The organism is Paenibacillus sp. PvR098 (assembly GCF_017833255.1).
Classification (GTDB): domain Bacteria; phylum Bacillota; class Bacilli; order Paenibacillales; family NBRC-103111; genus Paenibacillus_G.
Window position 1 is genome coordinate 4,409,010 of record NZ_JAFIBU010000001.1, and the last position, 26,300, is coordinate 4,435,309.

A 26,300-nucleotide genomic window follows, 5' to 3' on the forward strand; every position below is an offset into this window, starting at 1 on the left:
ATCATATGGATATCACTGTGTATTTACGAAACAAGGTGGATGTTATAGTATAGATAAGATAAAGATCACATCTACCGGAGAGTGAATTCATGCAATCAGCTAATAAAACGTTAATTATTGATGGTATGGCATTGTTGTTTAGGGCCTTTTATGCCACGTCTTATAGTGGATACATAAGAAAAACGACGGCAGGTGTTCCGACCAATGCTATTTATGGATTTGTTCAGTATTTATTCGATGCGATAAAAGAATATAATCCAACTCATATCATTTGCTGCTGGGATATGGGCAGCAAAACGTTCAGGACTGAATTATTTGATCAATATAAATCCAACCGGATCGCGCCGCCGGAAGAGCTCATTCCACAATTTGACCTAGTAAAAGACGTGGTCACTTCATTGGGTATTCCAAACTTTGGACTTCATCACTACGAAGCGGACGACTGCATCGGTACCCTGTCATTTCTTTTGAGTTCTGAATCGGAAGTTGTCATTTTGACGGGTGACCATGATATGCTTCAATTATTAACGGAGCAAATCTCTGTGGCGATCATGAAAAAAGGCAGAGCTAATTATTGCTTATACACTCCTCAAATGTTATGGGAAGAGAAACAAATTACTCCTGTTCAAATGGTAGATTTAAAAGGTTTGATGGGAGATACCAGTGACAATTATCCTGGAGTCCGTGGAATTGGCGAGAAGACGGCTTTGAAGCTTATACAGGAATTTTCCTCTGTTGAAGAGGTACTTAATAATTTAGATAAGGTTTCCCCATCGGTCAGAAAAAAAATCGAAATTGACCGAGACATGTTGATACTTTCAAAAACATTGGCGACAATCAAAAAAGACACTCCATTGGATTGCAATCTGAATGAATGTGTGTTGAGTATTAAAAGAGAAACAGCCGAAAAGATATTTTTGGACCTTGAATTCGAAAGCCTGTTAAAGTTGATTGGCTAGAAGTTCAATTTACTATAATAATACAAGAGGGGCTGTTCCCAAAGTGGATTTTTCTACTTGAGGAAATGGCCCTTTTGTTCACACAATAATAGAATAAAAATGAAAATTTTTACTAAAAAAAGGAATTTGATTTATGATGTCGAATATTGTTTAATAATATATAGTTTTCTGACAAGTCTTCCTTGAAAAGTCGATAAAGGCACACCCATTGAAAAGTGGGGTCGCAAAGCTACAGGGGCTTCAGTGTGATTACACTATGCCAGCCAGTTACCGAAACCTGGATCAATAATCCTCCAATTTCGGAGGATTTTTTTGGTTTTGGGACGTTTTTTTTGTGTAGCATTCTTTCATCGTCACTCTAAGTAGATGAGTCTGACCATCATTTGTGAAATATCATAGTGATAGAGGAGAGAGTGAAATGTACCTTGGCCGAGTTCCTGGGATGGGATTAGAGGAGATTCAAAACAAAACGTATGAGGAATTGAAAGACCATTACATTAGCCTAAAGGTTGAATTAAAGGTAGCCCGTATTAATTTTGAATTTGAGAGGGCCATGGACCTTAAAGAAGAAATGGAACTCATTTATAAAGCATTATCAAACAAAAAGGAAAAAAAGACCAGTTAATTGTATATTCAAGATGGATTCACACGAAGCAGGTTATAACGCTTCGCGGTATGGAGGACCTATGAAATGAAAAATGAAAGATTGCTTTACATACTGTTTCGATTAATGAAGAAAGAACTAAGTATTTACGAACATTGTATGCGTGTTGGAAAGCTGGCCAAAATATTGGCTTCCCATCTCCATTATAATCAGGAACAAACACGCAGCTTGGTAGTAGGCTGCCTTCTGCATGATATTGGAAAAATTTTTATTCCTACTGATATTTTAAATAAGGATACAGATGCAACGGTAGAAGAGTGGGAAACCATGAAACGTTATCCTGTTCTTGGAGCAAATTTGGCGCATAAAGAAGGAATTCATGATCTTAACATCATTGAAATTATTAAATTTCATCGTGAACGATGGGATGGGGCTGGTTATCCTTATGGCTTACGTGGCGAGTTCATTCCGAATTTCGCGCGAATTTGTTCTATTCTTGAAGTTTTTGATCATATGCTCCAAGATACCCCTCATCGGAAGGGGTTATCCGTTCAAGAGGCCAAACAAGAACTGTGGTATCAGAGCAGGAAGCAATTCGACAAAAATATTGTTCAAGTTTTCCTGAACATTCCTTCACATGATTTGGAAATTTATAATCGTTCTAGCAAATGGAGAAATGAACAGTATGGGTAAGTATTATCCTGATATCCCCTGAAATAATACGGTTATTACATCGTATACATAAACCAGGTAACCGTAAAAAAGAAAAGAAAAAAATAACATATCCTACACCCCTTGTGTCATCTCGAAATTGCGCCCGATGAAACTGTTCATACGCTCAAACAATGGGCCAACCAGCACAATTGCATTACGGTCATCCACGCATAGTATAAGGGCTAGGCGCAAAGTTTTCGTTGTTTTTTTGGTTATAATGGCGGATGCCCGACCCAAGGATATCCTTGGGTCAGGAAACAACGCCCCCGTTCGGCTGATCAATCGTTTGTTTATCTCATTTATTCAGAAATCACGATCATTTGACTTTCGGCTTTCCAATCTACCTTTGCACCAAGTGATTCAGCTACAAAACGCAGCGGAAGTACCATGCTGCCGTTTACAATCTTGGCAGGCGCATCAATTGTAAATTCTTGACCGTTCACAATAGCTGCATTGCTCTCATTTGTTAGTAGAATCGTCGTTTCTCCACGCTGAATTGAGACTTGTTGCGATGCTTCTTCCCATTCCACATTAGCTCCAAGTGATTCTGCAATTGCACGAGCAGGCATCAGTGTAAACCCATTTTCAATAAATGGAAGGACTTCAAATTTGGGCACAACTCCATTTACGAATGTTTTAAGCTCAGTGTTATTGGTTTGTGCAAATACTTTGTTCAACTCTTCAAAGACCAATAGATTTTTCGGGTTAAGTGCAGCTGCGGTCGAAAGATGAGTAATCGCTTCATTAGATTTACCTGCTTTAGCTAACTCTTCACCGAGTTTAAATCGTACAACCGCACTAGTCGGATTTTTCTCTACCGCTTGCTCAAGATAAAGTTGTTTCTCATCTGACTTATCTTGGCGTCCAGCCATTTCTGCCTTTACAATCAAGGAAAGATAGCTTTCCGGTGCTCTAACATCAAGTTGTTTGGCAATCTCCTTGGCATTGTTGAGGTCACCGTTCGCCAGGTATGTTAAAGCTAATTCAACATACAGGTTGTTGTTATCCGGGCTTGCCTTCAATAATTGCTGGAAGTTGGCAATGGTTGAATTGTAATCGATGTTTTGTTTCAACTCGAAGAGGTTCGTCTCAGCCTGCTGTTCTTTTAGATATTGCTCATAAGCAGAAGGATCTATCTTAGAACGGAATTCCTCCACGCTCCATGACAGTTTCATGACTTCTTCGAAGCTGGAATCAAAGGGTTTTTCCGTTATGTCAAAATCAAATCCTTCCTTACCATCCCCCAAACGTGATTCAGAAGAAGTTGCTCCATTATGTGCAGCAGTTGTAGAAAAAGTGTTTTCTCCGGCTTCCGTGCGAGTCTCGGAAGAACCGGATTGAGAAGCTGTGTCATTAGTCGGCGCAGAGCTAGCACCTTTTTCCGAACGAGAGTCGGAAGAACCGGATTGAGAAGCCGTGTCATTCGTTGAAGCAGAGCTAGCGCCTGTTTCTGAACGCGATTCGGAAGAGCTGGATTGAGAAGCTGTGTCGTTCGTGGAAGTAGAGCTAGCGCCTGTTTCTGAACGCGATTCGGAAGAGCTGGATTGAGAAGCTGTGTCGTTCGTCGAAGCAGAGCTAGCACCTGTTTCTGAACGCGATTCGGAAGATCCGGTATGTGAAGCCGTGTCGTTCGCCGAAGCAGAGCTTGCTTCGGTTTCCGTTCCTGACACAGAAGAACCTGCACCGTGTGTCTGTGCAAAACTAGAATGGATTGGTGTAATTAATAGCATGGATGCGATAGATAATGCGGTAATTTTTTGTTTCATTTGTTCATGACCTCCATTTTTATATGTATTATTTAGTTTCATGATTGTTAATACGACTTTAGTTGTATATAAATGGGGGTCGATCGACATATATCATCAAAATATTATTTATTTTATGGGACTACAGTACTGCAATTAATTATTTCATGTGACTTTTAGGTTATGCTAACCTGCCAAACCAATGATGTTTTCATATGGTAGCGACTGATTCTATACGGGGAGACTATAAAAAATGGCTTGTGGAATAAAAACAACCTTACTCCAACAAAATGCCGAAGTAAGGTTGTTTAGTAGATGGGGCTGATAGCTATGTGTTTACCTAGAATAACCCCTGCTGGATGTAGAGGCCTCGGATGAGCTGGAATCCCCGGAAGATCCGGACGAGTCGTAGGAGCCGGATGAACCGGAATCTTCGGACGAGCTGGACGATCCAGACGAGCTGGAAGAATCAGATGATCCAGACGAGCTGGAAGAATCGGACGATCCAGACGAGCTAGAAGAATCAGATGATCCAGACGAGCTGGAAGAATCGGACGATCCAGAAGACCCAGATGAACTGGACGGAGCAGATGAACCAGATGAACTGGAAGAACCGGAATAGTCCGACGAGCTGGAGGAACCGGAAGAGCTGGACGAGTCATAAGAGCCCGACGAACCGGACGAACCGGAAGTCTTCGAAGATCCCGACGAACTAGACGAACTAGGGGCTCCTGAAGAAGAACCGGAAGAGCTGGACGAGTCATAAGATCCCGACGAACCGGACGAACCGGAAGCCTTCGAAGATCCCGGCGAACTAGACGAACTAGGGGCTCCCGAAGAACCTGGAGAACCATACGACCCGGAAAAACCAGACGAACTTGAAGTGTCGGATGAGCCGGTTGTCGGGGAACTATCGGACGCCTTAGGTGTATCAGATATATCTGATGTGCTGGAAGCCCCTGGTCTGTCGTGCGCTTTGGAAGACTCAGATGCCCCTGAAGGCTCCATGAGATTCGTATTATTGCGTTGATCCTGAGATGGTGCTTCTATCGGTTTTTGCTGCTGTGTATTATTTATTACGACATCGGATGGTATTCCCGTACCGCTTTCATTTTCTACAGACGTGTCCGTAGGAATCGTTTGTTGGTTCGTGTTTTCGACGTGATCTTTTTGTTCACCCGTTGGATCCGCAGCTTGATGACCAATTTTCTCTTGAGTTATAGAAACCCGAATAGGTTCAAAAATTTGTTCTTTATTTATTCCCGCTTTTTGTAAGACCTGGGCCAAGGACTCAGAAGCGGCTCTATCTACGCTGATATGAACTCCAAGCCGCTCAACTTGTTGAATCAGCAACCATGTATTGAGAGAAACGCTTTTATCTTTAGATTCATCATATAAAGACTCGTCAGCTTGCTCCACTTTGAGAAAAGCATGGATATGCTCTGATTGCAGGATCTTTGTAACAACCGACTCGATAGTACTCGAGTTTATGACGGATTCCCCTTTTAGTTTTGCAATGGCGATCATGATCATATTATCTTTGTCATTGTTCATATAGCCTAACGCAATCGACCTTGTAAGAACCTGTTCAATCGCATTATGTAATGTTACTTTTCCCGAAGGGAACTGCTTCAGTACTTGATCCGCGTCTGAATTCAAAGCTTTGACCTTAACTACACGGCTTTCCGAATCCAAATATAACTCCATCTTAGGATTGATATCAATCGCTATGACATGATCATATTTGGGCTGCATTTGAATAAATAACGTTAAGCCAATGAAAATAAAAAGACATGCTGCAGCAGAATACAGCCATGAATATGGAATCCGTTTTTTCTTGCGAAGCGGAACAGTGATTCGTTCCCCTACACTAGGAACTTTCTTTGGAAGGGGAAGATTGCGGAATTTTCCATCATCACACATCACTACGATAAACTGGTCCGTAATCTTTATGACAAGTCCTTTGGTTTCTTTCATGAAATACCCCTCCTTTCCAAATCGGGAAATGCGATGGACGCTTTCAAGTGGGGGAGATCATCTGAAATGAGAATAACAATAAGGGCGATCAGATATTTTCTTCCCCTTTCCACTGTTTTACGGCTAACCTTAACAAAATCGAGTATCTGCTTAAGGGGCAGTTGTTTTGTTTTCATCAAAAGCTCAACTAAATGAGGGTAGCTTATAAAATCATGGGCAATCTGAATCAGATTGTTTCTGGCATCTGTACGATCGGGAGAGGCGTCTTCCAACTCTTCAAAATAAATGCCGAATTCCTCTAGCCTAGAGCTGTAAATTTGAATTTCTTCCATCCGTTCTTGAATTTGCTGTTGTTCGTTATAGTGGTCCCAGGATTGCTTAATCTCCGCCGGGTTCGACTCATAGTGGTCACCATCCGGATCCTGTGTAACAGAATCCAGGCTTACAGAAAACTGATGACGGTTCGTCTTTCTGAAGTAATCAATGAGTCGGGATTGGATGATGAGTTTCGCATAATTATGAAAATTATCGTTTTGTGATTCATTATACCTGCCGATGGCCTCATTGAAAGCGATGAGGCTAATGCTCATTTCATCGTCATTCCACGAAATGATTCGTTTACAAACTTTAGCGGCTACCTTTTCCACGAATAATTTGTTGCTTTGAATGATTTCTTGCCGACTTTGCTCATCCCCTTGCTGAGCCTTTTTGATCAATTCTTTAAGAATAGATTCTTCCAACATCTACCGTCAACTCCCCCCTTGCCTTCCATACGTAATACGGATCGATGCATACCTAACTGTCCGTTAAAAAATGAGTTTTGAAAATATTTTCATCTCTTTAGGAATACTTTTTTTCGTTGTAACTCAAAGTTCGCAGAGTGAAAGTCTGCTTAACAACACAACGTGGGTTTGAGATCGATTGGATTTACTGCTTGAAGGAATAGAAAAAAACACCGCTTTGATGGGTAAAGTGAGAGTGTTGAGCTACCACTACCACACAGAAGGGATGTCCTCTATATGATAAAGCAAATGCAACCACTCGATCAACTACAAAAGAACCGGCTTTCCAGACAGAAAGTCCTCAAACATTTGAATGCTGCGGGTTTCAAGAAGAAATTCGGATTTACCTCCAAAGCCCTCTGGAGTATTGGGGGGGTCTTCCAAATTAAAAAAAGATAGGGAGATCTTAAATGATTACCCTATAATCCGGCCATGGAGCCGCGTATCATTAGTTTTAATTAGCCCCTCTCCAAGGCGAGGGGCATTATGTTTAGGGAGCTGAAGGTTCATGCAATCATTAGATCTGAAGAAATTTCCGGAGATACCTTTGCCGCGATTTCTTAAGGTGCATCAGCATTTCGAGCATGAAAAGATTGAGGATATACAAGGAGAACTGAGTGTCCAAATAAAGCCGCACCTAAAAGATATGTCGGGAAAACGAATCGCCGTGGGCGTAGGCAGCCGGGGAATCGCTAACTTGGCAGAAATTACAAGGTCGGTCGTGGATCACCTAAAGCAAGCGGGCGCGCACCCCTTTATTATTCCGACCATGGGCAGCCATGGCGGAGCAACAGCCGAGGGGCAAGCTGAGCTGCTGGCCTCCTTCGGCGTTACGGAGGAGGCTATGGGGGTGCCCATCGACGCCTCAATGGAGGTGGAGGCGATTGGCGAGCTGGAGTTGGGGCTTCCGGTCTATGTTTGCACAAGTGCGCTTCAGGCGGATGGCATCGTATTCGTTGCAAGGGTCAAGCCTCATACCTGTTTTCGCGGTCCTATTGAAAGCGGACTTTGCAAAATGCTGGTGATTGGACTCGGAAAGCAGGTAGGCGCTTCTTCTTTACATAATCAGGGCTTTGGTCGCTTTGCGGAGCTGATCCCCAAGGCGGCGCGTATGATTATGGAAAGAACCAAGGTTTTGTTTGGTGTGGCTCTTGTAGAAAATGCTTACGAAGATACTTCCATCATCGAGGTTATTCCGAAGGAGGACATCATGGAGCTGAAGCGGGAGGAGGCCTTACTTGAGCAGGCCAAGGCAAGAATGGGGCGCATTCTCCTTCCTGCGTTCGATGTTTTAGTAATTGATGAGATTGGAAAAAACATTAGCGGTGACGGCCAAGATCCGAATGTGACCGGTCTCTTTTTCACTCCTTATGCAAGCGGCGGGCCTACATACAAAAAATGCGCTATCCTTGACGTATCCGAGCCGTCCCACGGCAATGCGAACGGCGTTGGGATGGCGGATGTTACGACACGCAAGCTGTTTGATAAAATCGATTTTATCAGCATGTATACCAATGCGTTTACAAGCACCGAGGTGCAGGCGGTCAAAATTCCTATGTTGGCGTCTACCTCGGAGGATGCGCTGCGCATGGCGGTCAGAATGTGTAATGGGGTCCATCCTTGTCAGCATAAGGTTGTTTGGATCAAAAATACGCTGGAGCTGAAGGAAATCATCATCAGTGAACCATTGTTGAACGAGGTTCGGGCGCATTCCCATATTAGAGCGATTTCGGAACCGAAGGAGTTAACATTCCTAAACGGTGAGCCTCAATGGGATAGCCTTTGAGTAAAAAAAGAATAGGTAATTCTAGAATATTTACTATATAAACGGAGTTGGTTACACCGTATCATTAAAGCAGAAAGTATAAAGAATAGATGAAAGGGGTTACAAACAGAATGAGGATGTTAAAGAAAAGCATGATTGCTTGTGTATCTTCCGCGCTTCTATTAACGACAGCATGCGGAAGCGGAGGCGCAGGACCAGCGGAAAACAGCGGGGCTCCACAGGCTGCAGCAAAGCCTTTTGAAGGAAAAAAAATAACAGTCTTCGTGCAGAATCACCCTTGGACGGACACGATCAAGGCGGCCCTGCCCGAGTTTGAAGAGTCGACAGGGATGAAGGTCGATATCCAAGGATTTTCCGACACCCAGCTTCAGCAGAAGCTAGCCGTACAGCTTACTTCCAAATCGGAATCGCCGGATGTATTCATGTTTAGACCTTACATGGATAAAATCCAATATTCGAAAAACGGTTGGGTCACCCCGCTGGATGAGTATGTGAAAAAAGACCCGGGCTATGATTTCGGCGATTTCGTAAAATCTGCTGTGGATGAGAATATTGTGGATAATAAACTACTCGGCATCCCTATTTTTGCAGACCAATTTGTCATGTACTACCGCAAGGATATTTTGGAGAAGCATGGCATCGCTATTCCGAAGACGCTGGATGAGCTGAAGGAAGCGGCGAAGAAGGTGCATGATCCAGCAAACGAAATGTACGGCTTCGTTTCCAGAGGAGAACGCAATTCGTTAGTGGTCGGCGTATCCTCTTATCTGTTTGCCGAGGGCGGGGACTTTATAAAGGGCAACCTCATGACGGGAGCTACCGCAGCGGTAAATACGCCGGAGGCGATTAGCGGTTTCCAGATCTATGCCGATCTGTTGAAAAATTACGCGCCTCAAGGGGTTCTGAACATGGCTTGGCCGCAAGCGGCAGGTATATTCGCCCAAGGGAAAGCAGCGTTCTATACGGAAACTGCAGCTGTATATCAGAACGTAACCGACCCGAAGAAATCGTTAATCAGCGATAAAGTCGGCTTTGCGATGTTCCCTGCAGGAAAGAATGGCGTAAAGCCGTTTAACGTTGCGGCTTGGTCGCTCGGTATCAACTCCAACACGCAGAACAAGGATGCATCCTGGGCTTTCATTGAATGGGCAACGAACAAAGAAAATGTGCTTGAGATTCAAAGAAACGGCGTTCCAGGCACAAGAAACTCCGTTTGGGATATGAAGGAAGGCACAGAAACATATCCGCAGGATCTGGCAGAGGCTATCAAAGAAACAATGAAGGTCGGCATCGGTCATAACGTTCCGCAGGTCATCAGCGTTGGCGAAGCGCGCGATGCGGTAGGCACGATCGTCGTCAAAGCAGTGCTTGGCGAGGACATCAAGGCAGCTGCGGATAAAGCGAATGCCGATCTGCAGGCCATTATCGATAAGGATAAAGCGAAATAATAAAAAGAATAATTATCGGATATGGAAAATGGTAAGCGGGCAGGTCGAAGCTATACCTCTTCGACCTGCTACTTCAAAGGGAGTGACTCTTCATGGTTTCCGCATGGCTAGATCGAAATATGAAATGGATATTTACCTTACCGGCCGTACTGTTTATTGTCGTTATGGTTGCATTTCCAATTGTTTATACCGTTCGCATCAGCTTGTTTGAGTGGAGCATGTCTACAAATACACCGCCCAAGTGGGTAGGGCTTAGCAACTATACCCATTTGCTGACCGATGAGCGCTTCTGGGGCTCCGTAGGGCGTACCTTTTATCATGCGTCAGTAAGTATTTTTTTCGAAACGGTGCTTGGTGTCTTAATTGCTGTGCTGATTTCACGCAAGTTCAGAGGACAAAAAATAGCGAAAACGTTTCTTATGCTGCCGATGGTGGCAACCCCAGTGTCGATTGCCTTGGTATGGTTGTTAATTTACGAGCCGTCTATTGGACTGGCTAACCAAATCCTGAAGTCGTTGAACTTCAAACCTCTTGCTTGGCTCGGGTCCGTCGATTTGGTTTTACCTTCTTTGATTCTGCTCGATATATGGCAGTGGACGCCAATGATCGTATTAATCGTTGTAGCCGGTCTCACGACATTACCTACTGAGCCATACGAAGCTGCGAGTGTGGATGGCGCCAGTCCCATGCAGAAGTTTTTCCATATTACGCTGCCTCTGCTGATACCGACGATTTTAACAGCGGTCATTTTGCGGCTGGTCGATTTGTTGAAAACGTTCGATACCATTTATGCGACAACGCAGGGCGGTCCCAATTACGCTTCAGAAACATTAAACCTGATGGTCTTTACGGAAGCGTTTCACTATTTCAAATTCGGGTCGGCCTCCGCACTGATGATGCTGTTCTTCCTGATCATCATGATCGTCATTGTCACATTGATCGCTCTTAAGAAAAGGTTAGGTGGACTCCATTGAATACAGTGAGACTTGGACTAGGAATGCGAATGTATTATGCCGTTCTAACGCTTGTGCTGGTTATCCTTTTTTCCATCCCTTTCCTGTGGATGATTTCGGCCTCCTTCAAGACGCAGGTGGAAATTCTTTCTTCCGATAAATGGCTCGCCTTCGGAGCTCAGCTTGAAAACTACTTTATGGTTTTTCGGGAGTATGACTTTATTACTTTTATTAAAAACAGCTTTGTCATCGGTGTAGCGTCAACCATCGCCTCGCTGATCCTGGGCTTGCCGGCGGCCTATGCTGTAGCCAAATACCAAATGAATTATTTTTCGTTAACGGTGTTGATTGCGAAGATTTTACCGGGGATCACTTATTTGGTGCCATGGTATCTTTTGTTTAATAAGGTGGGGCTGATCGATACCTACGCGGCTTTGATTTTAAGTCACATCGTGCTGGGGCTCCCTTTTATTATGTGGGTCATGATTCCTTTTTTTGAATCGTTTCCTTCCGAGGTGGAGGAATCCGCGTGGATGGACGGCTGCTCCAAAATGCGCACGTTTGTTCAGGTCGTACTACCGGTATCGATTCCCGGCATTGTGACCTCGGCGCTGTTGTCCTTCATATTTTCTTGGAACAATTTTATGTTTTCGCTTATTTTATCCGGGGAAAATACTAAGCCGCTGCCGCTTGCGGTATATGGCTTCATATCAGGCACTTCGATCGAGTGGGGAGCTCTGATGGCAGCTGCATGCATTATTACTTTGCCGGTTCTGGTCATCTCCTTAATTACGCAAAAATATATTGTTAGCGGTCTGTCTGCCGGTGCGGTTAAAGGCTAGAATGCGAATAATGCAGTGCATTTTCTCGCTATTTCATTTACAGTAAGAAAAGCAGATCGATTGATAGCGGAGAGTGACATGATGCATTATCGCTGGACCACCTATAAAAAAATTATATTGCTTGTGCTGTTGCTAATGATTCCTACTATTATATTGTACGGCTACTCCCATGTAACCTCTATCAAAGTCATTGAAAAAGAAATACAAGAGGCCAGCTTAAACCGTATATTCACTCTATCCTCTCAAATGGATAATATCGTAGAACAGCTATCGATTTTATCCATTATTGTGAGCAAAGATCCGGCAATTAAAGAATTGAACAATTCGGTTAGCGGAAGACCTGATGCGCTTCGGCAGCTGGAGCTGCAGGAATCTCTCGTAAGAAGCCTGAATTTGCTAAGCGCGACGAGCCGTTGGATGAATGGAATTACGATTTATTTGCCCGGGCTGAAGCAGGCATACTCTAACGATTACTCTGGCGTATATAATCCCGATTATTTGTTGAACCATATGACCACCAGCTGGAAGTTTCATCCGACGGAGCAAGGGGACTCTTATTTCACGAAGTTTGTTTTGAGTCCGCTTATTTCGTATCAAAATCCGCTTGACGCGGAATCGTTAATTGAGGTCAGATTCTCTAAGCAAAATATCGTCACTATGCTGTCAGAGTTCAAAAGCGAGAACAAGGGTGAACCGTTTCTTTATGAATCCGGCTCTGACATGGTCACGAGCAGCGGAGCCAATATGGAGATGGTTAAGCAGATCGCTGCGCACTTGGATGAGCAGGCACTGGACAAGAGCGGCCACCTGCTGCTAACGCTGAATGGCGAACAATATATTGTTAACTATTTGCAAAACGAAAGCCTGAAATGGTATTTGGTCGATTATATGCCGCTCCATCAAATCCTGCAGCCTATTTTCCATACAAGAAATTTGTTTTATTTCGCAATGTTTTTGCTGCTCGGCTTGAGTGCGGTTGTCGCATTTTTTCTTTACAAGCAGGTGCAGGCTCCGATTAAAATGCTGCTGCAGGGCGTGCAGGGGATTCATCGGGGGAAATATTCCTACCGTTTGAATTACCACCCAAAAAATGAATTTGAATTTTTATTTTATCGCTTTAACGAAATGGCGGCTGAAATTCAACGCCTGATTGAAACAGTATATAAGGAAAATATTCGTTTTCGCGAGGTCAAATTAAAGCAGCTTCAATCGCAAATCAATCCGCATTTCTTATATAATTGCTTGTTTTTCGTGAAAAATATGATCGCGATCAATGATAAATCGGCCGCTACGGCCATGGTGCTGAATTTGGCGCAATATTACCGGTACATCACCAAGCTGGAGAGTACAATGACGACCCTAGAGGATGAAATGAAGCTGGTTCAAAGCTATCTGGATATTCAAAATTTGCGGATGGAACGGTTTCATTACGAAATCGACATTCCGGAAGAGATGCTGCAAAGCAAAATCCCCCGGCTGCTTATACAGCCTATCGTTGAAAACGCGATCATCCATGGTATAGGCAATATCGAGGGGTATGGGATCATTTCAATTGAAGGCAAGGTAACCGACACCGAGTACAAGATCATGATTGATGATAATGGGAACGGGCTTTCCGAAGAGAAGCTGAAGGAGCTGCTGGAACGTATTTCCCGGCCCTTGGACGGAGAATCCGGGTGCGGCTTATGGAATGTGCATCAAAGGCTTCAGCTTCAATTTAACAAGCAGGAAGGACTTCGATTTTCGACATCCCCGATGGAGGGGCTCCGGGTCATTATTTCATGGGGAAAAACAATCGTTGATGATAGCGAACGGAGGGAATGGTGATGCTCACCTTACTAATCGTAGATGATGAAAGCAGTGTTGTGGAGACCTTGGCTATTACCATTCCGTGGGCAGACATGGGTATAGAAACGGTACATAAGGCTTTTTCGGCGAAGGAAGCCTTAGATATTTTAAACACTTACCCTGTCGATATTGTCCTAACCGATATTAATATGCCAGTTATGAACGGCCTGGATCTGGTTGGGGCCATTCAAGAGCGGTGGAGGCGAACCAAATGCATTTTGTTATCCGGACATGCGGAATTTGAATATGCTCAGATCGGCATTCAAAACCATATCAGCGGATATTTGCTGAAGCCGGTCAGCGATGAGGAGCTGATGGACCGTGTCCAACAGGTCATCCTGGAGATTCACTGGGAAAGCTCGCAGAATGATGCATATGAACGAGCGATGAAGGTGCTGCGCGACCATCTACCCCGGTTAAAAGGGGAGTTTCTTCATGACCTGCTGCAGGGAAAACGATTATCGCTGGATAAGCTGCAGGAAAAGATAGGTTTACTGGAGCTGCCTGTAGCCCCCGGGAATGAGATTCTGATGACGCTGGTCCGTTTTAAAGAGGACTTCAACGATTATAATTCTTTTGAAATGTCACTTATGGAGTTTGCGATCGGCAATTTGGCGACTGAAACGTTCGAGGAGCATTTCCAAGTGTGGCAGTGCAAGGATGTTCATGAATATTTGGTTCTCGTACTCATCCCCAAAAACGACAGTTTGCCTGATCGTCGCGATGCGCTTGTTGAGCATTTAACGACCGAGTTTCAATTAAATGTGCAGCAATATTTGAAAAAACGGATTTCGGTGCTAGTAGGTCAATGGGGCGTTTTTCCGGAGTCGCTTACAAATCTGTATAATAACCTGCTCCTTGTGTTCCGGAAAAGAATTGGCTCGGAGCAAAATCTCCCCGTCTATATGATGGACAAATCCGATGCGGTTGACATTCAAATGCTGAATCGGCTGTATGAGCCGCCTACACTGATGAATTTACTTGAAGCCGGTCACTGGGAGGCTGTTGAGCAAAAGCTGGAGGCTGCTTTGGAGGAGCTTGAGCTGCATTGGGCGGAATCATCCGAGCATATTACGGAAACGTTCTTCTTTATTTTCTCTGCGTTTTCTTTCATTGCGCATAAGAATGGGAAGAAGCTTGCCGACATCATTGATGAGGAGTATGTAAAAGGAAAGGAATTGACCCCGTCCTATACCGTCGCGCATCTAAGGGGATGGGTCCGAAATGTTTACGAAAAGTTCCATGCAAGCGCAATGCAGGAGTCAAGAACAGCCAGAGCAGGGATCGTAAAGGGTGCACAAAAATATATGCTGGCGAATTTGTCCCAAAATATATCGCTGCAGGAAATTTCAGACCATTTGCGATTGCATCCGGCTTACCTGTCACGGATATATAAGCTGGAAACCGGTGAGAACATCAGCGAATATATGACCCGCTTGAAGCTGGAAAAATCGGTTCAGCTGCTGATGCTCAGCACCATGAAGATTTATGAAATTGCGATGGAGATCGGTTATCAAAACCCGAACTATTTTAACAAAGTGTTTAAGAAACATTTTGGTCTTACGCCTCAAGAATACCGGACGGCCAAAGCTCAAACCTAAAGGAGAATCTATCCATGAGACAAATAGTGTGTGAACAGCCTAACCATTTGGTCTATACAGAAGCGGAAACGCCAGTCAGTCAGCCGGGGGAAGCTTTAGTCCGTATACGACGCATTGGCATTTGTGGAACCGATATGCATGCCTATAAAGGAAATCAACCCTTCTTTAGCTATCCCCGGGTATTGGGGCATGAGCTGTCAGGGGAAATTGTCGGTTTGGGAGATGCTTCAGCTCCATTCCAAGCTGGCGATATCGTATCCATCATTCCGTACCTGGAGTGCGGCAGCTGTATCGCTTGCCGAAACGGTAAAACGAACTGCTGCACAAACATGAAGGTGCTAGGGGTACATAAGGACGGCGGGATGGCTGAGTTTATGACCGTTTCCTATCATCTTTTAATTAAAATCGAGGGACTTAGCTTAGATCATGCGGCGCTTATTGAACCATTAAGCATCGGAGCCCATGCGATTAGACGGGCGGAGATTAAGCAAGGCGAGTACGTTCTCGTGATTGGCGCGGGTCCGATCGGATTAGGCGTGATGGCGTTAGCCAAGCAAGAGGGCGCAAAGGTGATCGCTATGGATGTAAATCCAGAGAGGCTCGCGTTTTGCTCCGAGTGGGCGAAGGTGGATTACACAGTGAACGCGCTGGAAAACCCTCTGGACCAAATTGCGAGTATTACGAGTGGAGAATTTCCCACAACCGTATTCGATGCTACAGGAAATGCAAGGTCCATGACCGAGGCATTCCGTTATCCTGCTCATGGCGGGAAGCTGGTCTATGTCGGCTTAGTGAAGGCAGACATTTCATTTGACGATCCCGAATTCCATAAGCGCGAACTTACTTTAATGGGCAGCCGTAATGCCACTCGCGAAGATTTTGAGTACGTGATTCGTTCCATCAAGCAAGGCAGCATTCCGTTAGACGCTTATATTACTCATCGTTCCGACTTTAGCACCATGATTGATCATTTCGAGACATGGCTGGATCCAAGTTCCAAGGTGATCAAAGCCATCGTAGAGTTGTAATCTAATCAAACGTGTGACTATACCTTCATTGATGGTCTGGAAAAGGACGTCTGGCTGCGGATATGCAGTTCTAACGTTCTTTTTTTCGTCTAACGGAATTCATGGGCAGCATGAGCTGAGTGATTACAAATTATGGTATAATACGAAGTTTAATTAATGAAGGGAACGCTCTCTGAGATTAAGCGGGTTCAGTTCATACGCACATGGACATAGCATTGACAACATATGGGTTAACCTGCATAATGTGTTCACAACGTACGTTTGGGTACGGGTCGTGTACACGAACATGAAGGAGCCAGTGGACTACATATGGAACAAAGATATGTGAAGGAATCCAGATGCTACAAAACATCCCGAGTGTTTCCGACGGATGTCAATAATCACAATACGCTGTTTGGCGGAAAGCTGATGGCATATATCGATGACATCGCTTCTATCGCGGCTTCCAAGCACTGCCGTAGAAACGTCGTTACGGCTTCGACGGACTCTGTCGACTTTTTGTCACCTGTTCAAACCACGGATTCGGTATGCTTGGAATCATTCGTAACCTGGACTGGCAGAAGCTCTATGGAGGTCTTTGTTAAGGTCATCACCGAGGATCTGATAACGGGAGAACGCTCGATTGCCGCGACTTCATTCCTTACTTTCGTGGCGCTCGATGACAATAAGAAGCCCGTCGTCATCCCAGCAGTCATTCCCGAAACGGAAGAGGAGATAAGGCTTCACGAAACGGCTGTGCACCGTGCCGAGATGCGCCGATTGCGCAGAGAAGACAGTAAAAAATTTGCGGACTACCTCACGATGAGCTTTCCATGGGAATCGCATTCATAATCCAATCATCCTATGAGCGGAAACGCAGCGGATGAGTCACATTATTATTGGGAAATGCGGAGCCAGGTGTAAAGTGGAAAATTTTAGAGCCGCGCGCTGCTCGATTCCTTCACGCCGGCGCGTGAAGATTTAATGAAGCGATCATCATAAAAAAGCCGATCGGTGCTCCTTATCGAGCTATAGATCGGCTTTCTTCATTTAGATATCCGTAAAGTTGACCGGCCCGACGATTTCCGATAAGAAGATCGTGAGTTCCGCCGCTTCTTCCTCATTGACCTTGTATACGTGCTCCAAATAGCCTTCTGCCTCCAGATCGTCCGGCCCGATAACAGCCGTGCGGCCGGATTGCAAATCCGTGACCATCTTCTTTCCGTAGAAACGGTTCGTGGTTGTGATGGCCAAGTCGAATCTCCGCAGCGAATCTCCGACAAAACAAACGAACCTTGTTTTCGTTTCCTCCGTACCGTCGTATAAATAATCAAAATCCATGATTTCTGCTTTCCTCCGTTTCAAGCTTCTGTAAGTTATTCGAATTATAACAGATTTTCTGAGGCTTCGCCAAAAAAGTCGGAGCGTAGAAGAGATTAGCATTATTTTGACCATGCGTTTCGTTTTCATTTCGTGCGAAACATGATACAATCGGTAGAAGCGATACCATTTATAGAATGAAGCGATTCATAGAATAGAAACGGAGGCTTTTAAGAAAATGTCCAAAGGTAAAATGAGAAGTGACATGATTAAGAAGGGCTTTGATCGCGCCCCTCATCGCAGCTTGCTGCGTGCTGCCGGCGTCAAAGAAGAAGATTTCGACAAGCCGTTCATTGCGGTTTGCAATTCTTATATTGATATCGTTCCCGGCCACGTTCACCTGCAGGAATTCGGGAAAATCGTCAAAGAAGCGATCCGTGAAGCAGGCGGCGTTCCGTTTGAATTCAATACAATTGGCGTAGACGATGGGATTGCGATGGGGCATATCGGAATGAGATACTCCCTCCCAAGCCGTGAGATTATTGCCGATTCCTTGGAAACTGTCGTCTCCGCGCACTGGTTCGACGGTATGGTATGTATCCCGAACTGTGACAAAATTACACCGGGTATGATGATGGGTGCCCTGCGCGTCAATATTCCAACCCTCTTCGTAAGCGGTGGGCCGATGAAAGCGGGTAAAACTAGCGATGGCCGTTCGATTTCGTTGTCTTCCGTATTTGAGGGCGTAGGCGCTTTCCAAGCGGGCAAGCTTGATGAGAAGGGCCTTCAAGAGCTTGAGCAGTACGGCTGTCCTACTTGCGGATCCTGTTCCGGTATGTTCACTGCGAACTCGATGAACTGTCTGGCAGAAGGCCTAGGCCTTGCGCTGCCAGGCAACGGTACGATTCTTGCCGTCGCTCCAGAGCGCAAAGAGTTCGTAAGGCGTTCCGCAACGCAGCTGATGGAGCTGATTAAAACAGACATCAAGCCGCGTGATATCGTAACGATTGAAGCGATCGACAACGCGTTCGCTTTGGATATGGCGATGGGCGGCTCCACCAATACCGTTCTTCATACGCTGGCATTAGCGCATGAAGCGGGGATCGATTACCCGATCGAGCGCATCAACGAAGTTGCGAAGCGCGTGCCGCATCTGGCGAAGATCGCGCCAGCTTCCGATTATCATATTGAAGACGTGCATAACGCCGGCGGCGTGAGCGCGATTATTAACGAGCTGCTCAAAAAGCCGGGAGCGATCCACGGCGATCGTATCACTGTAACAGGCAAGACGCTGAGCGAGAACGTTGCCGGTTGCGACATTCTGAATACGGATGTCATTCACACGCTGGATAACCCACACTCCGAGGAAGGTGGACTAGCGGTTCTATTCGGTAACCTAGCTCCGAACGGTTCCATTATTAAGGTCGGTGCAGTAGACAAATCCGTAGGCGGCTACCATAAAGGGCCTGCCATTTGCTTCGACTCCCAAGAAGATGCTCTTTCAGGCATTGCGAACGGTAAAGTGAAGGAAGGCCACGTGGTGGTCATCCGATACGAAGGACCTAAGGGTGGACCGGGCATGCCGGAAATGCTCGCTCCGACTTCTCAAATCGTCGGAATGGGTCTTGGCGCGAAGGTTGGTCTGATTACGGACGGTCGTTTCTCCGGCGCATCCCGCGGGATCAGCATTGGTCACATTTCCCCGGAAGCGGCGGAAGGCGGTCCGATTGCATTCGTAGAAGACGGAGATATCATCGAGCTTGATCTGACCAATCGCAAGATTGAGCTTCTGATCAGCGAAGAAGAGTTCGATCGTCGTAAGGCGAACTGGAAAGGCTTTGAGCCGAAAGTAAAAACCGGTTACTTGGCCCGATATTCCAAGCTTGTTACATCCGCCAGCACAGGCGGCGTTATGAAAGTATAACCATCGGTTTATGACAAAAGACAGCCCAATCCGCCGTATAGCGGATTGGGCTGTCTTTGTCGCATTCATTCGTCCACGTGGTCATCCCCGGATGAATCGTGGGTCGGATGAGCACCCGGGTACTCGCGTGAAATTCCCGCGTGCAGTTCCCGGTTCTCATAAGTAAACCGCTGCTGTGGCCGCTGGTCTTCTCTCCATGGGGTACTTTTTCCGAGCGATTCGGTTCGCAGGCTGCTTCCGTAAGGTCCCTCGGGAAATTCCTCGGCGGTCAGGTCGTTACGCTGGGATTCGACGGTTTTTAGATCGGTATATTTCTTTTGAGGAGCTTCCTCAATAAAGCCGTCTTGATTGCGGTCGATCGAATCCATTGCTGAAACCTCCTTGAGATTGGATGATCAACTAGTGATTTCATTTTAACCCTTATCATAACTTTTTATCCAAAACCTGCTTGATTTCGTATCCTCTCCGTGATATGATCGATTTAATTTCAAACGTCAACTGAGGAAGCACCTCTCTTACTTACCGTAGGAGGGTGCTTTTTTGCGTTTGAAAATAACTATTATATCGGGAGGGGAAAGCATTTGAATCTGATGTTTTTGAACAGTATGGAAAAAGCGACGGAGGAGGGAAGAGTCCGAACGGCCCAGGTATCGATCTGCGAAAATCAAGGCTCATGGGTTGTCATGTGGAATGAAATCAAGGAAGATGGTCACTCAGAGCAGGAGACTTGGTACGAAGGATTGCAATGGGATGAGATGCTGTCCTCCTTCCGTGAGCGCGTATTTATGAAACAGTGTGATGGCTTTCACCCTATGCTTGAGATGAGCGTAAGTGAGGTGGATGGACTTGATGGACGCGCCGCGTTTATTCAAATGCTGCATTTCTACAGTGAAAAGCATTCAAATGAGGAGCTCTATGAGGCACTTCGTCAATGGCGATGGAAGCAGGCGTCGCGAGAGGGCAAAGCACAGTTCATCATTGCAACGAACCGTTTGCTCAAAATGATCAGCACATTCGTTCCCCAAACGGAAGAAGAGCTGCTGCAGCTGCCGGGATTTGGCCGAACCAAATCGACCATGTACAGCGCAGAAATTCTCGCATTGACCGTACAGTCCTCACAAAGCGGCACTTTTCCTTTGACTTGGGTGGAGGGAAAGATTGATCCATTGGAGTTCAATGCTTGGCTGTTGGAGGAGAAGGAACGGAAGCGGAAAGCGGAGGCGGATAAGCAGGAGATCAAGCGAAAGCTGCTTGAGGCAATCTCACGAGGAGAACAGCTGGACCAGCTGATTGAGCAAACCCGGGTTCAACGCAGAAACCTTCTTCTTTGGATCGAGGAACTGGACCGCGACGGTTACGATCTCGAAAGTTATATCGAGCTGATGCTCGAGCCGATTCCTGCGGAAGAAAGGGAGCTGGCTTGGAAAGCGTTCGAACAGCAGGGCGATCGCTATCTGAAGCCGATCCTGCAAACGGTCTACAAACAGGAGGAGCTCTCCGCCAAAGAGGCGGACCGCATCTACGAATGGCTGCGCCTGCTGCGGATGAAATTTCGCCGTGCGAATGCGATGAAGGCTGTTGAGGCGTTTTGATTTAGATGGATTCATGGACTCTGACAAAAACGAAAAAAGACTGGCGATTAGAGCCAGTCTTTTTTGCGGAATAACACGAACATAGATATACCGACAAGGACCATAAACACGACGGCGGCGATTCCGCCATACGCAGAATGTAGTCCAGGGATATAATCGAAGTTCATACCGTAGATGCCCGTGATAAACGTCAGCGGCATGAAGATCGTTGTAAGCGCGGTGAATACGCGCATGATATCGTTCGCGCGGCCCGCCAGGCTGGATTGGTAAGCCTCCCGCAAGTTGCCCATCAGGTCACGCAGCGTATCAAATGTTTCTGAAATTTTAACAGCATTCTCATAGATGTCGCCAAAATATTTTTTGAGCGGCTCGCTGATCAGCCGGAGTTCTTTTTTATGAAGCGTGTATAGCACTTCTTTCTGCGGAACGAGTACTTTCCTCAGCCATAGGATTTCGCTTCGAAGTCCGATAATTTCGTTCAAATGCGACTTCTTCGTATGCATTAATATGTCTTCTTCCAGTTTTTCAATCTTTGCATCGATCCGGTCGCCGACAATGGTGTAATTGTCCACGATCAAATCCATCAGATGGTACAAAAATTGGTCGGGAGAGGTGACCTCTTCTTCCCAAAGCACGGGCTTTAACGCCCGAATTTCATTGATTTTCTGCCTCGTTATGGTGATAATATAATGTTTGCCCAGAAACATATTGAGGGCGCGAAGGAAAATTTCTTCATCGTCAAAGCGGATGCTGTTGACCACGATGAAATAATGCGTATCATATAGCTCAATTTTTGGACGCTGCTCTTCTTCGGTAAGCACGTCCTCCACGGCTAATTCATGAAGATGGAATAAGGACTGTAAAATATCCAAATCTTCCGGCTCGGCATCAATCCAATAAAATCCATGCTGAGGCGGATAGGCGGTCTGAGTAATGTCTTCCACAAGTGTAAAAATACCATCTTGCACCAATCGTGCCTTCATAGGTTCCACCCCTTTATTGTACCCGAGTGGAACGCACGGCCGGATGGCTGTAAGGCGGTCATTGCCGGAATAGAGCGTTAGGCATGTATTCTAACGCATCAAGTCTGGGGAAGGATCCGACGAACGGCCGCGGCCGGGTTCCAAACGAGTTATTCGGTTGTTTGAACGTAAGATTTCTTCCCCTCGGGTCTCCGTCCATTCGAATGCCGCACCCCTCTTTCTGAATGAAATGTCGAATACTTGTCTAGTATAACCCCTCATTTTCGAGAAAACAATCTATTATACATAGGAATAATGCACCTTACCTACTATATGTGTACGGACGCTTTATGGTACCCGAGGACAAATTTTGAAAGGCATTCCATTCGCGCAGCCATACAGCTTCTCGAGGTCGCGCTTGACGATAGCCGCGTTTTCGTTTACATTAATATTATCCAAAACTAACTGAATAGATTCGGTTTCACACTCTTATCAAGAGCAGGTGGAGGGACTAGCCCTATGATACCCGGCAACCGACAGTTCTTTGTATCGCAAAGACTGCACGGTGCTAAATCTTGCGGAAGCTGTAATGGCTTCTGAGAGATGAGAGAGGACGATGTTATATACAAAGGCCTTTCTCGTGCGTACGAAGAAGGCCTTTTTGTTTTGCCTTCTGCGAGCGTGAGAGTGCAAGGAACGACGAATCCCACTATGTGAAGGAGTGATTCCGATGCCTATTAAGGTTCCAGACCATCTGCCCGCCAAAGAAATATTGATCAACGAGAATATTTTCGTTATGGACGAAAGTGTAGCGTATCGTCAAGATATCCGGCCGCTACGAATCGCCATACTGAATTTGATGCCGACTAAAGAGACGACGGAAACGCAGCTGCTGCGGCTGATCGGAAACACTCCGCTGCAAGTCGAATTCGTCCTGCTGCATCCGAAAACACATACATCTAAGAATACATCGCCCGAACATTTGGAACAATTCTACAAAACGTTCGATGATGTGAAGGATGAGCGCTTGGACGGCATGATTATCACCGGGGCCCCGGTGGAGCAGATGGACTTTGAAGACGTGAACTACTGGGATGAGATTAAGCAAATCATGGAATGGAGCAAGACGCACGTCACCTCTACACTCCATATTTGCTGGGCGGCGCAAGCCGGGCTGTATCATCACTTCGGCGTCCCGAAATACCCGTTGGAGGAAAAGATGTTCGGCGTGTTCCCGCATACGATTACAAGGTCCAATGTCAAGCTGCTCCGCGGCTTCGACGAATCGTACTTGGTACCTCAATCGCGCCATACCGAGGTGCGCCGTGAGGACATATTGAAAGTACCGGAGCTGGAAATCCTCTCCGTATCGGAGGAAGCAGGCGTTTATATCGCCGCTACCCATGACGGAAAGCAAATCTTTGTTACAGGACATTCGGAATACGACGCGTGTTCGCTCAAATTGGAGTATGACCGCGATATTAATAAAGGATTGAACATTGCCGTCCCGAAAAATTATTACCCGAACGATGATCCGAGCAGGCTGCCGCTCAATACATGGCGGGCGCATGCCAATCTGTTGTTCTCCAACTGGCTCAATTATTATGTGTACCAAGAGACTCCGTTTGATCTGCACAAGGGGGAATATGCAAGATGAGTAACAGTAATCAAGAGAAACGATTAAGAATTGAAAGCCGGCTGGCTCAAATAGGCTCTCAGGAGGAGCCGGTGACCGGAGCAGTCAGTTTCCCGATCTATCAATCGACTGCGTTCCGTCATCCAAGGCTGGGGCAAAGCACCGGTTTCGACTATGCGCGTACGAAGAGCCCTACGCGAAAAGTGCTCGAAGACGCCATTGCAGAGCTGGAGTCCGGAGATGCGGGGTTTGCCTGCAGCTCCGGTATGGCGGCATTACAGACGATTTTCGCTCTGTTCAGTCAAGGCGATCATTTGATCGTTTCGCTTGATTTATACGGTGGTACATACCGTCTCTTGGAGCGCATTATGTCGCGTTTTGGGGTAACGGCCTCTTATGTGGATACCAACAATATGGATGACCTTGAAGCCAATATCAAAACGAACACCAAGGCGATTCTGATCGAAACGCCTACGAATCCGCTCATGATGATTACGGATTTGGAGCTTGTGTGCTCTTGGGCCAAAAAGAAAGGGATTCTCTCTATCGTCGATAACACGCTATTGACTCCTTTCTTCCAGAGGCCGATCGAGCTCGGTGCCGACATCGTCATTCACAGCGCCACCAAATATCTAGGCGGTCATAACGATGTCCTTGCCGGCCTCATCGTAACAAAAGGCAAAGAGCTATCGGAGGAAATGGCCTTCCTGCACAATTCCATCGGCGCGGTGCTGAATCCGCAGGACAGCTGGCTGCTGATGCGCGGGATGAAGACGCTGGCGATCCGTATGGAACGCCATCAAGCGAATGCGAAGGCTATCGCTGCGTTCCTGCAGTCCCACCCGCAGGTGGAGGCCGTTTATTATCCGGCCCTTCCGGACCATCCGGGGCATGACATTCAGAACAAGCAATCCTCTGGCAACAGCGGTATCTTTTCCTTCAAAATGAAGGATACGCGCTACATCGAGCCGATTCTGCGGCATATCCAGCTTATCGCTTTCGCGGAAAGTTTGGGTGGGGTTGAATCGCTGATGACGTATCCGGCTGTCCAAACGCATGCAGACATTCCTGAGGAGATTCGCCGAAAGATCGGTGTGGATGACAAGCTGCTGCGCTATTCCGTTGGGATTGAACACGCTGAAGATTTGATTACGGATTTATCTCGGGCCATTGAGATGGCCCGGCAGGAGATTGAAGCAGATCAGCCGCTTACGCGAGGATAAATATTCGAAGAAGCCGGTGACTATGGCAGATGTCATCGGCTTCTTTCTTCTTGACAGCAGGTAAAGCCGGTGAAAAAGAAATGGAGCTGCACCGGCGCATACATACGGGGGGAACCTGAACAATTTATTGAATTTTCGACCGCATTCAGGGCCTAGGTCCGAATTGACGCTCTTTTTGTATGGCGGGTAACACATTATTTATGGTACGATGAATGGGTAAAGGAGATGAATTGCGATGAGTTCCATCGACCGGATATTGGAGCATGCGCTGGCCGGGAATCGGATCAGCTTGGAAGATTGCATGGCGCTTTATGAATCGGATGAAATTGAAAAAATGGGTCATACGGCCAATCAGATTATGCTGAAGCATCACCCGGACCCGATTACGACCTTTGTTATCGGACGGAATGTGAACTATACAAATATTTGCGATGTGTACTGCCGGTTTTGCGCATTCTACAGGGCACCAGGCTCGAAGGATGGATATGTGCTGCCGGATGATGTCATTTTCCAAAAAATTCAGGAAACGATGGATGTCAATGGTACGGAAATCCTAATGCAGGGCGGTACGAACCCGGACCTTCCTTTCACGTTCTATACGAATTTACTGCATGAGATTAAGAAGCGGTTCCCGGAGATCACGATGCACTCCTTCTCTCCTGCGGAGATCATGAAGATGAAAGAAGTATCGAACGGTCTCACGCTGGAAGAGGTTGTCCGCGCGCTTCACGAAGCGGGTCTTGATTCACTTCCGGGTGGCGGCGCAGAAATTTTGGATGACCGGACACGACGCAAGATCAGCCGTCTGAAAGGTTCCTGGCGCGATTGGATGGATGTGATGCAGACGGCTCACCGTGTCGGGATGCACACGACGGGTACCATGGTCATCGGCTTTGGGGAATCTATAGAAGAGCGGGCTCTGCATCTACAGCGCATACGCGACGCCCAAGATGAATGCATCACGAATGGTTGGAATACGCCGGGCTTTCTGGCCTTCATCTCATGGACCTTCCAGCCGGAAAACACCAATATGAAGGCCGAGAAGCTGGGAGCGGAGGATTATCTCAAGAATGTGGCGATCAGCCGCATCATGCTGGATAACATTCCAAACTTCCAATCTTCTTGGGTGACAATGGGTCCGGAAGTGGGCAAGCTGTCCCTGCATTACGGCTGCAACGATTTCGGTTCAACGATGATCGAAGAGAATGTAGTGTCCGCTGCCGGAACCACGCACAAGGTGAACATCGGCTCGACGCTGCAGCTTATTCGCGAAGCGGGCAAAATTCCTGCACAGCGTAATACCAAATATCAGATTCTGCGCGTGTTTGAGGACGAGTCGGTCCCTGTAGATAAGGACTTTATTATGCAAAATTAATA

At 46.2% G+C, this 26,300-nt stretch carries 22 protein-coding genes and 2 riboswitches; of the genes, 16 read left to right on the plus strand and 6 right to left on the minus strand.

The features are described from left to right. Nucleotides 1–89 precede the first annotated feature (89 nt). From JOE45_RS21885 to JOE45_RS21895, 3 genes are all read left to right on the plus strand, one after another. Nucleotides 90–959 carry a 5'-3' exonuclease gene (locus tag JOE45_RS21885; RefSeq protein WP_210022371.1) on the plus strand — a complete coding sequence of 290 codons (870 nt, stop codon included), beginning with the start codon at nt 90–92 and terminating at the stop codon, nt 957–959. 188 nt (nt 960–1,147) lie between these two features. After that, nucleotides 1,148–1,234, plus strand: a riboswitch (cyclic di-GMP riboswitch). Between the two features lie 143 nt (nt 1,235–1,377). Then, nucleotides 1,378–1,584 carry a hypothetical protein gene (locus JOE45_RS21890; RefSeq protein ID WP_210022370.1) on the plus strand — a complete coding sequence of 69 codons (207 nt, stop codon included), beginning with the start codon at nt 1,378–1,380 and terminating at the stop codon, nt 1,582–1,584. 66 nt (nt 1,585–1,650) lie between these two features. After that, entirely contained in the window at nt 1,651–2,256 is a 606-nt protein-coding gene (locus JOE45_RS21895; protein WP_245247113.1) for an HD-GYP domain-containing protein, read from the plus strand. A gap of 320 nt (nt 2,257–2,576) precedes the next feature. Here the strand turns inward: JOE45_RS21895 and JOE45_RS21900 are convergent, their stop codons facing one another. From JOE45_RS21900 to sigI, 3 genes are all read right to left on the minus strand, one after another. Beyond that, the gene (locus JOE45_RS21900; protein WP_210022369.1) at nt 2,577–4,043 is read right to left on the minus strand and encodes a copper amine oxidase N-terminal domain-containing protein; all 1,467 of its coding nucleotides are present in this window, start codon (nt 4,041–4,043) and stop codon (nt 2,577–2,579) included. 315 nt (nt 4,044–4,358) lie between these two features. Beyond that, complete coding sequence (locus JOE45_RS21905; RefSeq protein WP_210022368.1) at nt 4,359–5,999, minus strand: anti-sigma factor domain-containing protein; 1,641 nt, start codon at nt 5,997–5,999, stop codon at nt 4,359–4,361. Further along, nucleotides 5,996–6,742: an RNA polymerase sigma-I factor gene (gene sigI / locus JOE45_RS21910; RefSeq protein ID WP_210022367.1), complete on the minus strand. Its 747-nt coding sequence runs from the start codon at nt 6,740–6,742 to the stop codon at nt 5,996–5,998. The genes JOE45_RS21905 and sigI overlap by 4 nt, the downstream gene beginning before the upstream one ends. A 547-nt stretch (nt 6,743–7,289) precedes the next feature. On the opposite strand from sigI, the gene JOE45_RS21915 reads away from it, so the two are divergent. The 8 genes from JOE45_RS21915 to JOE45_RS21950 all read left to right on the plus strand — a co-directional run bounded on the left by JOE45_RS21915 (nt 7,290) and on the right by JOE45_RS21950 (nt 17,118). Continuing rightward, nucleotides 7,290–8,567 (plus strand): nickel pincer cofactor-dependent isomerase, group 22, encoded by a 1,278-nt coding sequence (locus JOE45_RS21915; RefSeq protein ID WP_210022366.1) that lies wholly within the window; start codon nt 7,290–7,292, stop codon nt 8,565–8,567. 110 nt (nt 8,568–8,677) lie between these two features. Then, nucleotides 8,678–10,015, plus strand: a complete 1,338-nt coding sequence (locus tag JOE45_RS21920) for an ABC transporter substrate-binding protein (RefSeq protein ID WP_210022365.1) — start codon at nt 8,678–8,680, stop codon at nt 10,013–10,015. A 92-nt stretch (nt 10,016–10,107) separates the two neighbouring features. Continuing rightward, nucleotides 10,108–10,989 (plus strand): carbohydrate ABC transporter permease, encoded by an 882-nt coding sequence (locus JOE45_RS21925; RefSeq protein WP_210022364.1) that lies wholly within the window; start codon nt 10,108–10,110, stop codon nt 10,987–10,989. Between the two features lie 5 nt (nt 10,990–10,994). Continuing rightward, entirely contained in the window at nt 10,995–11,810 is an 816-nt protein-coding gene (locus JOE45_RS21930; RefSeq protein WP_348632608.1) for a carbohydrate ABC transporter permease, read from the plus strand. A gap of 78 nt (nt 11,811–11,888) precedes the next feature. Then, entirely contained in the window at nt 11,889–13,637 is a 1,749-nt protein-coding gene (locus tag JOE45_RS21935; protein ID WP_210022363.1) for a sensor histidine kinase, read from the plus strand. Continuing rightward, a complete protein-coding gene (locus JOE45_RS21940; protein WP_210022362.1) occupies nt 13,637–15,259 on the plus strand; it encodes a response regulator transcription factor in 1,623 nt (540 codons plus the stop codon). Before JOE45_RS21935 ends, JOE45_RS21940 begins: the two co-directional genes overlap by 1 nt. Nucleotides 15,260–15,273: 14 nt before the next feature. Continuing rightward, a complete protein-coding gene (locus JOE45_RS21945; RefSeq protein ID WP_210022361.1) occupies nt 15,274–16,287 on the plus strand; it encodes a zinc-binding alcohol dehydrogenase family protein in 1,014 nt (337 codons plus the stop codon). A gap of 309 nt (nt 16,288–16,596) precedes the next feature. After that, nucleotides 16,597–17,118 carry an acyl-CoA thioesterase gene (locus JOE45_RS21950; RefSeq protein WP_210022360.1) on the plus strand — a complete coding sequence of 174 codons (522 nt, stop codon included), beginning with the start codon at nt 16,597–16,599 and terminating at the stop codon, nt 17,116–17,118. A 198-nt stretch (nt 17,119–17,316) separates the two neighbouring features. Here JOE45_RS21950 and JOE45_RS21955 read toward each other — a convergent pair whose 3' ends face one another. Next, a complete protein-coding gene (locus tag JOE45_RS21955) occupies nt 17,317–17,607 on the minus strand; it encodes a DUF3055 domain-containing protein (RefSeq protein WP_245247114.1) in 291 nt (96 codons plus the stop codon). Between the two features lie 217 nt (nt 17,608–17,824). Here JOE45_RS21955 and ilvD point away from each other — a divergent pair, with 217 nt between their 5' ends. After that, nucleotides 17,825–19,510, plus strand: coding sequence for a dihydroxy-acid dehydratase (ilvD, locus tag JOE45_RS21960; protein ID WP_210022359.1), 1,686 nt, complete (start codon nt 17,825–17,827; stop codon nt 19,508–19,510). Between the two features lie 65 nt (nt 19,511–19,575). On the opposite strand, the gene JOE45_RS21965 is transcribed toward ilvD, so the two are convergent. After that, nucleotides 19,576–19,878: a hypothetical protein gene (locus JOE45_RS21965; protein WP_210022358.1), complete on the minus strand. Its 303-nt coding sequence runs from the start codon at nt 19,876–19,878 to the stop codon at nt 19,576–19,578. Between the two features lie 222 nt (nt 19,879–20,100). Between JOE45_RS21965 and JOE45_RS21970 the strand changes: the two genes are divergently transcribed. After that, nucleotides 20,101–21,102, plus strand: coding sequence for an HRDC domain-containing protein (locus JOE45_RS21970; protein WP_245247427.1), 1,002 nt, complete (start codon nt 20,101–20,103; stop codon nt 21,100–21,102). 47 nt (nt 21,103–21,149) lie between these two features. On the opposite strand, the gene corA is transcribed toward JOE45_RS21970, so the two are convergent. After that, the gene (corA, locus tag JOE45_RS21975; RefSeq protein ID WP_210022356.1) at nt 21,150–22,085 is read right to left on the minus strand and encodes a magnesium/cobalt transporter CorA; all 936 of its coding nucleotides are present in this window, start codon (nt 22,083–22,085) and stop codon (nt 21,150–21,152) included. Between the two features lie 465 nt (nt 22,086–22,550). Next, nucleotides 22,551–22,674, plus strand: a riboswitch (SAM riboswitch). Between the two features lie 120 nt (nt 22,675–22,794). Between corA and metA the strand changes: the two genes are divergently transcribed. From metA to mqnC, 3 genes are all read left to right on the plus strand, one after another. After that, on the plus strand, nt 22,795–23,721 hold the full coding sequence (gene metA / locus JOE45_RS21980) for a homoserine O-acetyltransferase MetA (RefSeq protein WP_210022355.1): 927 nt from the start codon (nt 22,795–22,797) through the stop codon (nt 23,719–23,721). Further along, entirely contained in the window at nt 23,718–24,923 is a 1,206-nt protein-coding gene (locus JOE45_RS21985) for an aminotransferase class I/II-fold pyridoxal phosphate-dependent enzyme (RefSeq protein WP_210022354.1), read from the plus strand. The genes metA and JOE45_RS21985 overlap by 4 nt, the downstream gene beginning before the upstream one ends. Before the next feature lie 235 nt (nt 24,924–25,158). After that, nucleotides 25,159–26,298: a cyclic dehypoxanthinyl futalosine synthase gene (gene mqnC, locus JOE45_RS21990; protein ID WP_210022353.1), complete on the plus strand. Its 1,140-nt coding sequence runs from the start codon at nt 25,159–25,161 to the stop codon at nt 26,296–26,298. The last annotated feature ends 2 nt before the right edge of the window (nt 26,299–26,300 follow it).

Coding starts and splice junctions, on each gene's coding strand:
- metA (WP_210022355.1), top strand. CDS start 22,795: ATGCCTATTAAGGTTCCAGACCATCTGCCCGCCAAAGAAATATTGATC.
- JOE45_RS21915 (WP_210022366.1), top strand. CDS start 7,290: ATGCAATCATTAGATCTGAAGAAATTTCCGGAGATACCTTTGCCGCGA.
- JOE45_RS21950 (WP_210022360.1), top strand. CDS start 16,597: ATGGAACAAAGATATGTGAAGGAATCCAGATGCTACAAAACATCCCGA.
- JOE45_RS21900 (WP_210022369.1), bottom strand. CDS start 4,043: ATGAAACAAAAAATTACCGCATTATCTATCGCATCCATGCTATTAATT.
- JOE45_RS21985 (WP_210022354.1), top strand. CDS start 23,718: ATGAGTAACAGTAATCAAGAGAAACGATTAAGAATTGAAAGCCGGCTG.
- ilvD (WP_210022359.1), top strand. CDS start 17,825: ATGTCCAAAGGTAAAATGAGAAGTGACATGATTAAGAAGGGCTTTGAT.
- JOE45_RS21940 (WP_210022362.1), top strand. CDS start 13,637: ATGCTCACCTTACTAATCGTAGATGATGAAAGCAGTGTTGTGGAGACC.
- JOE45_RS21925 (WP_210022364.1), top strand. CDS start 10,108: ATGGTTTCCGCATGGCTAGATCGAAATATGAAATGGATATTTACCTTA.
- JOE45_RS21965 (WP_210022358.1), bottom strand. CDS start 19,878: ATGGATTCGATCGACCGCAATCAAGACGGCTTTATTGAGGAAGCTCCT.
- JOE45_RS21970 (WP_245247427.1), top strand. CDS start 20,101: ATGTTTTTGAACAGTATGGAAAAAGCGACGGAGGAGGGAAGAGTCCGA.
- JOE45_RS21955 (WP_245247114.1), bottom strand. CDS start 17,607: ATGGATTTTGATTATTTATACGACGGTACGGAGGAAACGAAAACAAGG.
- sigI (WP_210022367.1), bottom strand. CDS start 6,742: ATGTTGGAAGAATCTATTCTTAAAGAATTGATCAAAAAGGCTCAGCAA.
- corA (WP_210022356.1), bottom strand. CDS start 22,085: ATGAAGGCACGATTGGTGCAAGATGGTATTTTTACACTTGTGGAAGAC.
- mqnC (WP_210022353.1), top strand. CDS start 25,159: ATGAGTTCCATCGACCGGATATTGGAGCATGCGCTGGCCGGGAATCGG.
- JOE45_RS21890 (WP_210022370.1), top strand. CDS start 1,378: ATGTACCTTGGCCGAGTTCCTGGGATGGGATTAGAGGAGATTCAAAAC.
- JOE45_RS21905 (WP_210022368.1), bottom strand. CDS start 5,999: ATGAAAGAAACCAAAGGACTTGTCATAAAGATTACGGACCAGTTTATC.
- JOE45_RS21885 (WP_210022371.1), top strand. CDS start 90: ATGCAATCAGCTAATAAAACGTTAATTATTGATGGTATGGCATTGTTG.
- JOE45_RS21945 (WP_210022361.1), top strand. CDS start 15,274: ATGAGACAAATAGTGTGTGAACAGCCTAACCATTTGGTCTATACAGAA.
- JOE45_RS21935 (WP_210022363.1), top strand. CDS start 11,889: ATGATGCATTATCGCTGGACCACCTATAAAAAAATTATATTGCTTGTG.
- JOE45_RS21895 (WP_245247113.1), top strand. CDS start 1,651: ATGAAAAATGAAAGATTGCTTTACATACTGTTTCGATTAATGAAGAAA.
- JOE45_RS21920 (WP_210022365.1), top strand. CDS start 8,678: ATGAGGATGTTAAAGAAAAGCATGATTGCTTGTGTATCTTCCGCGCTT.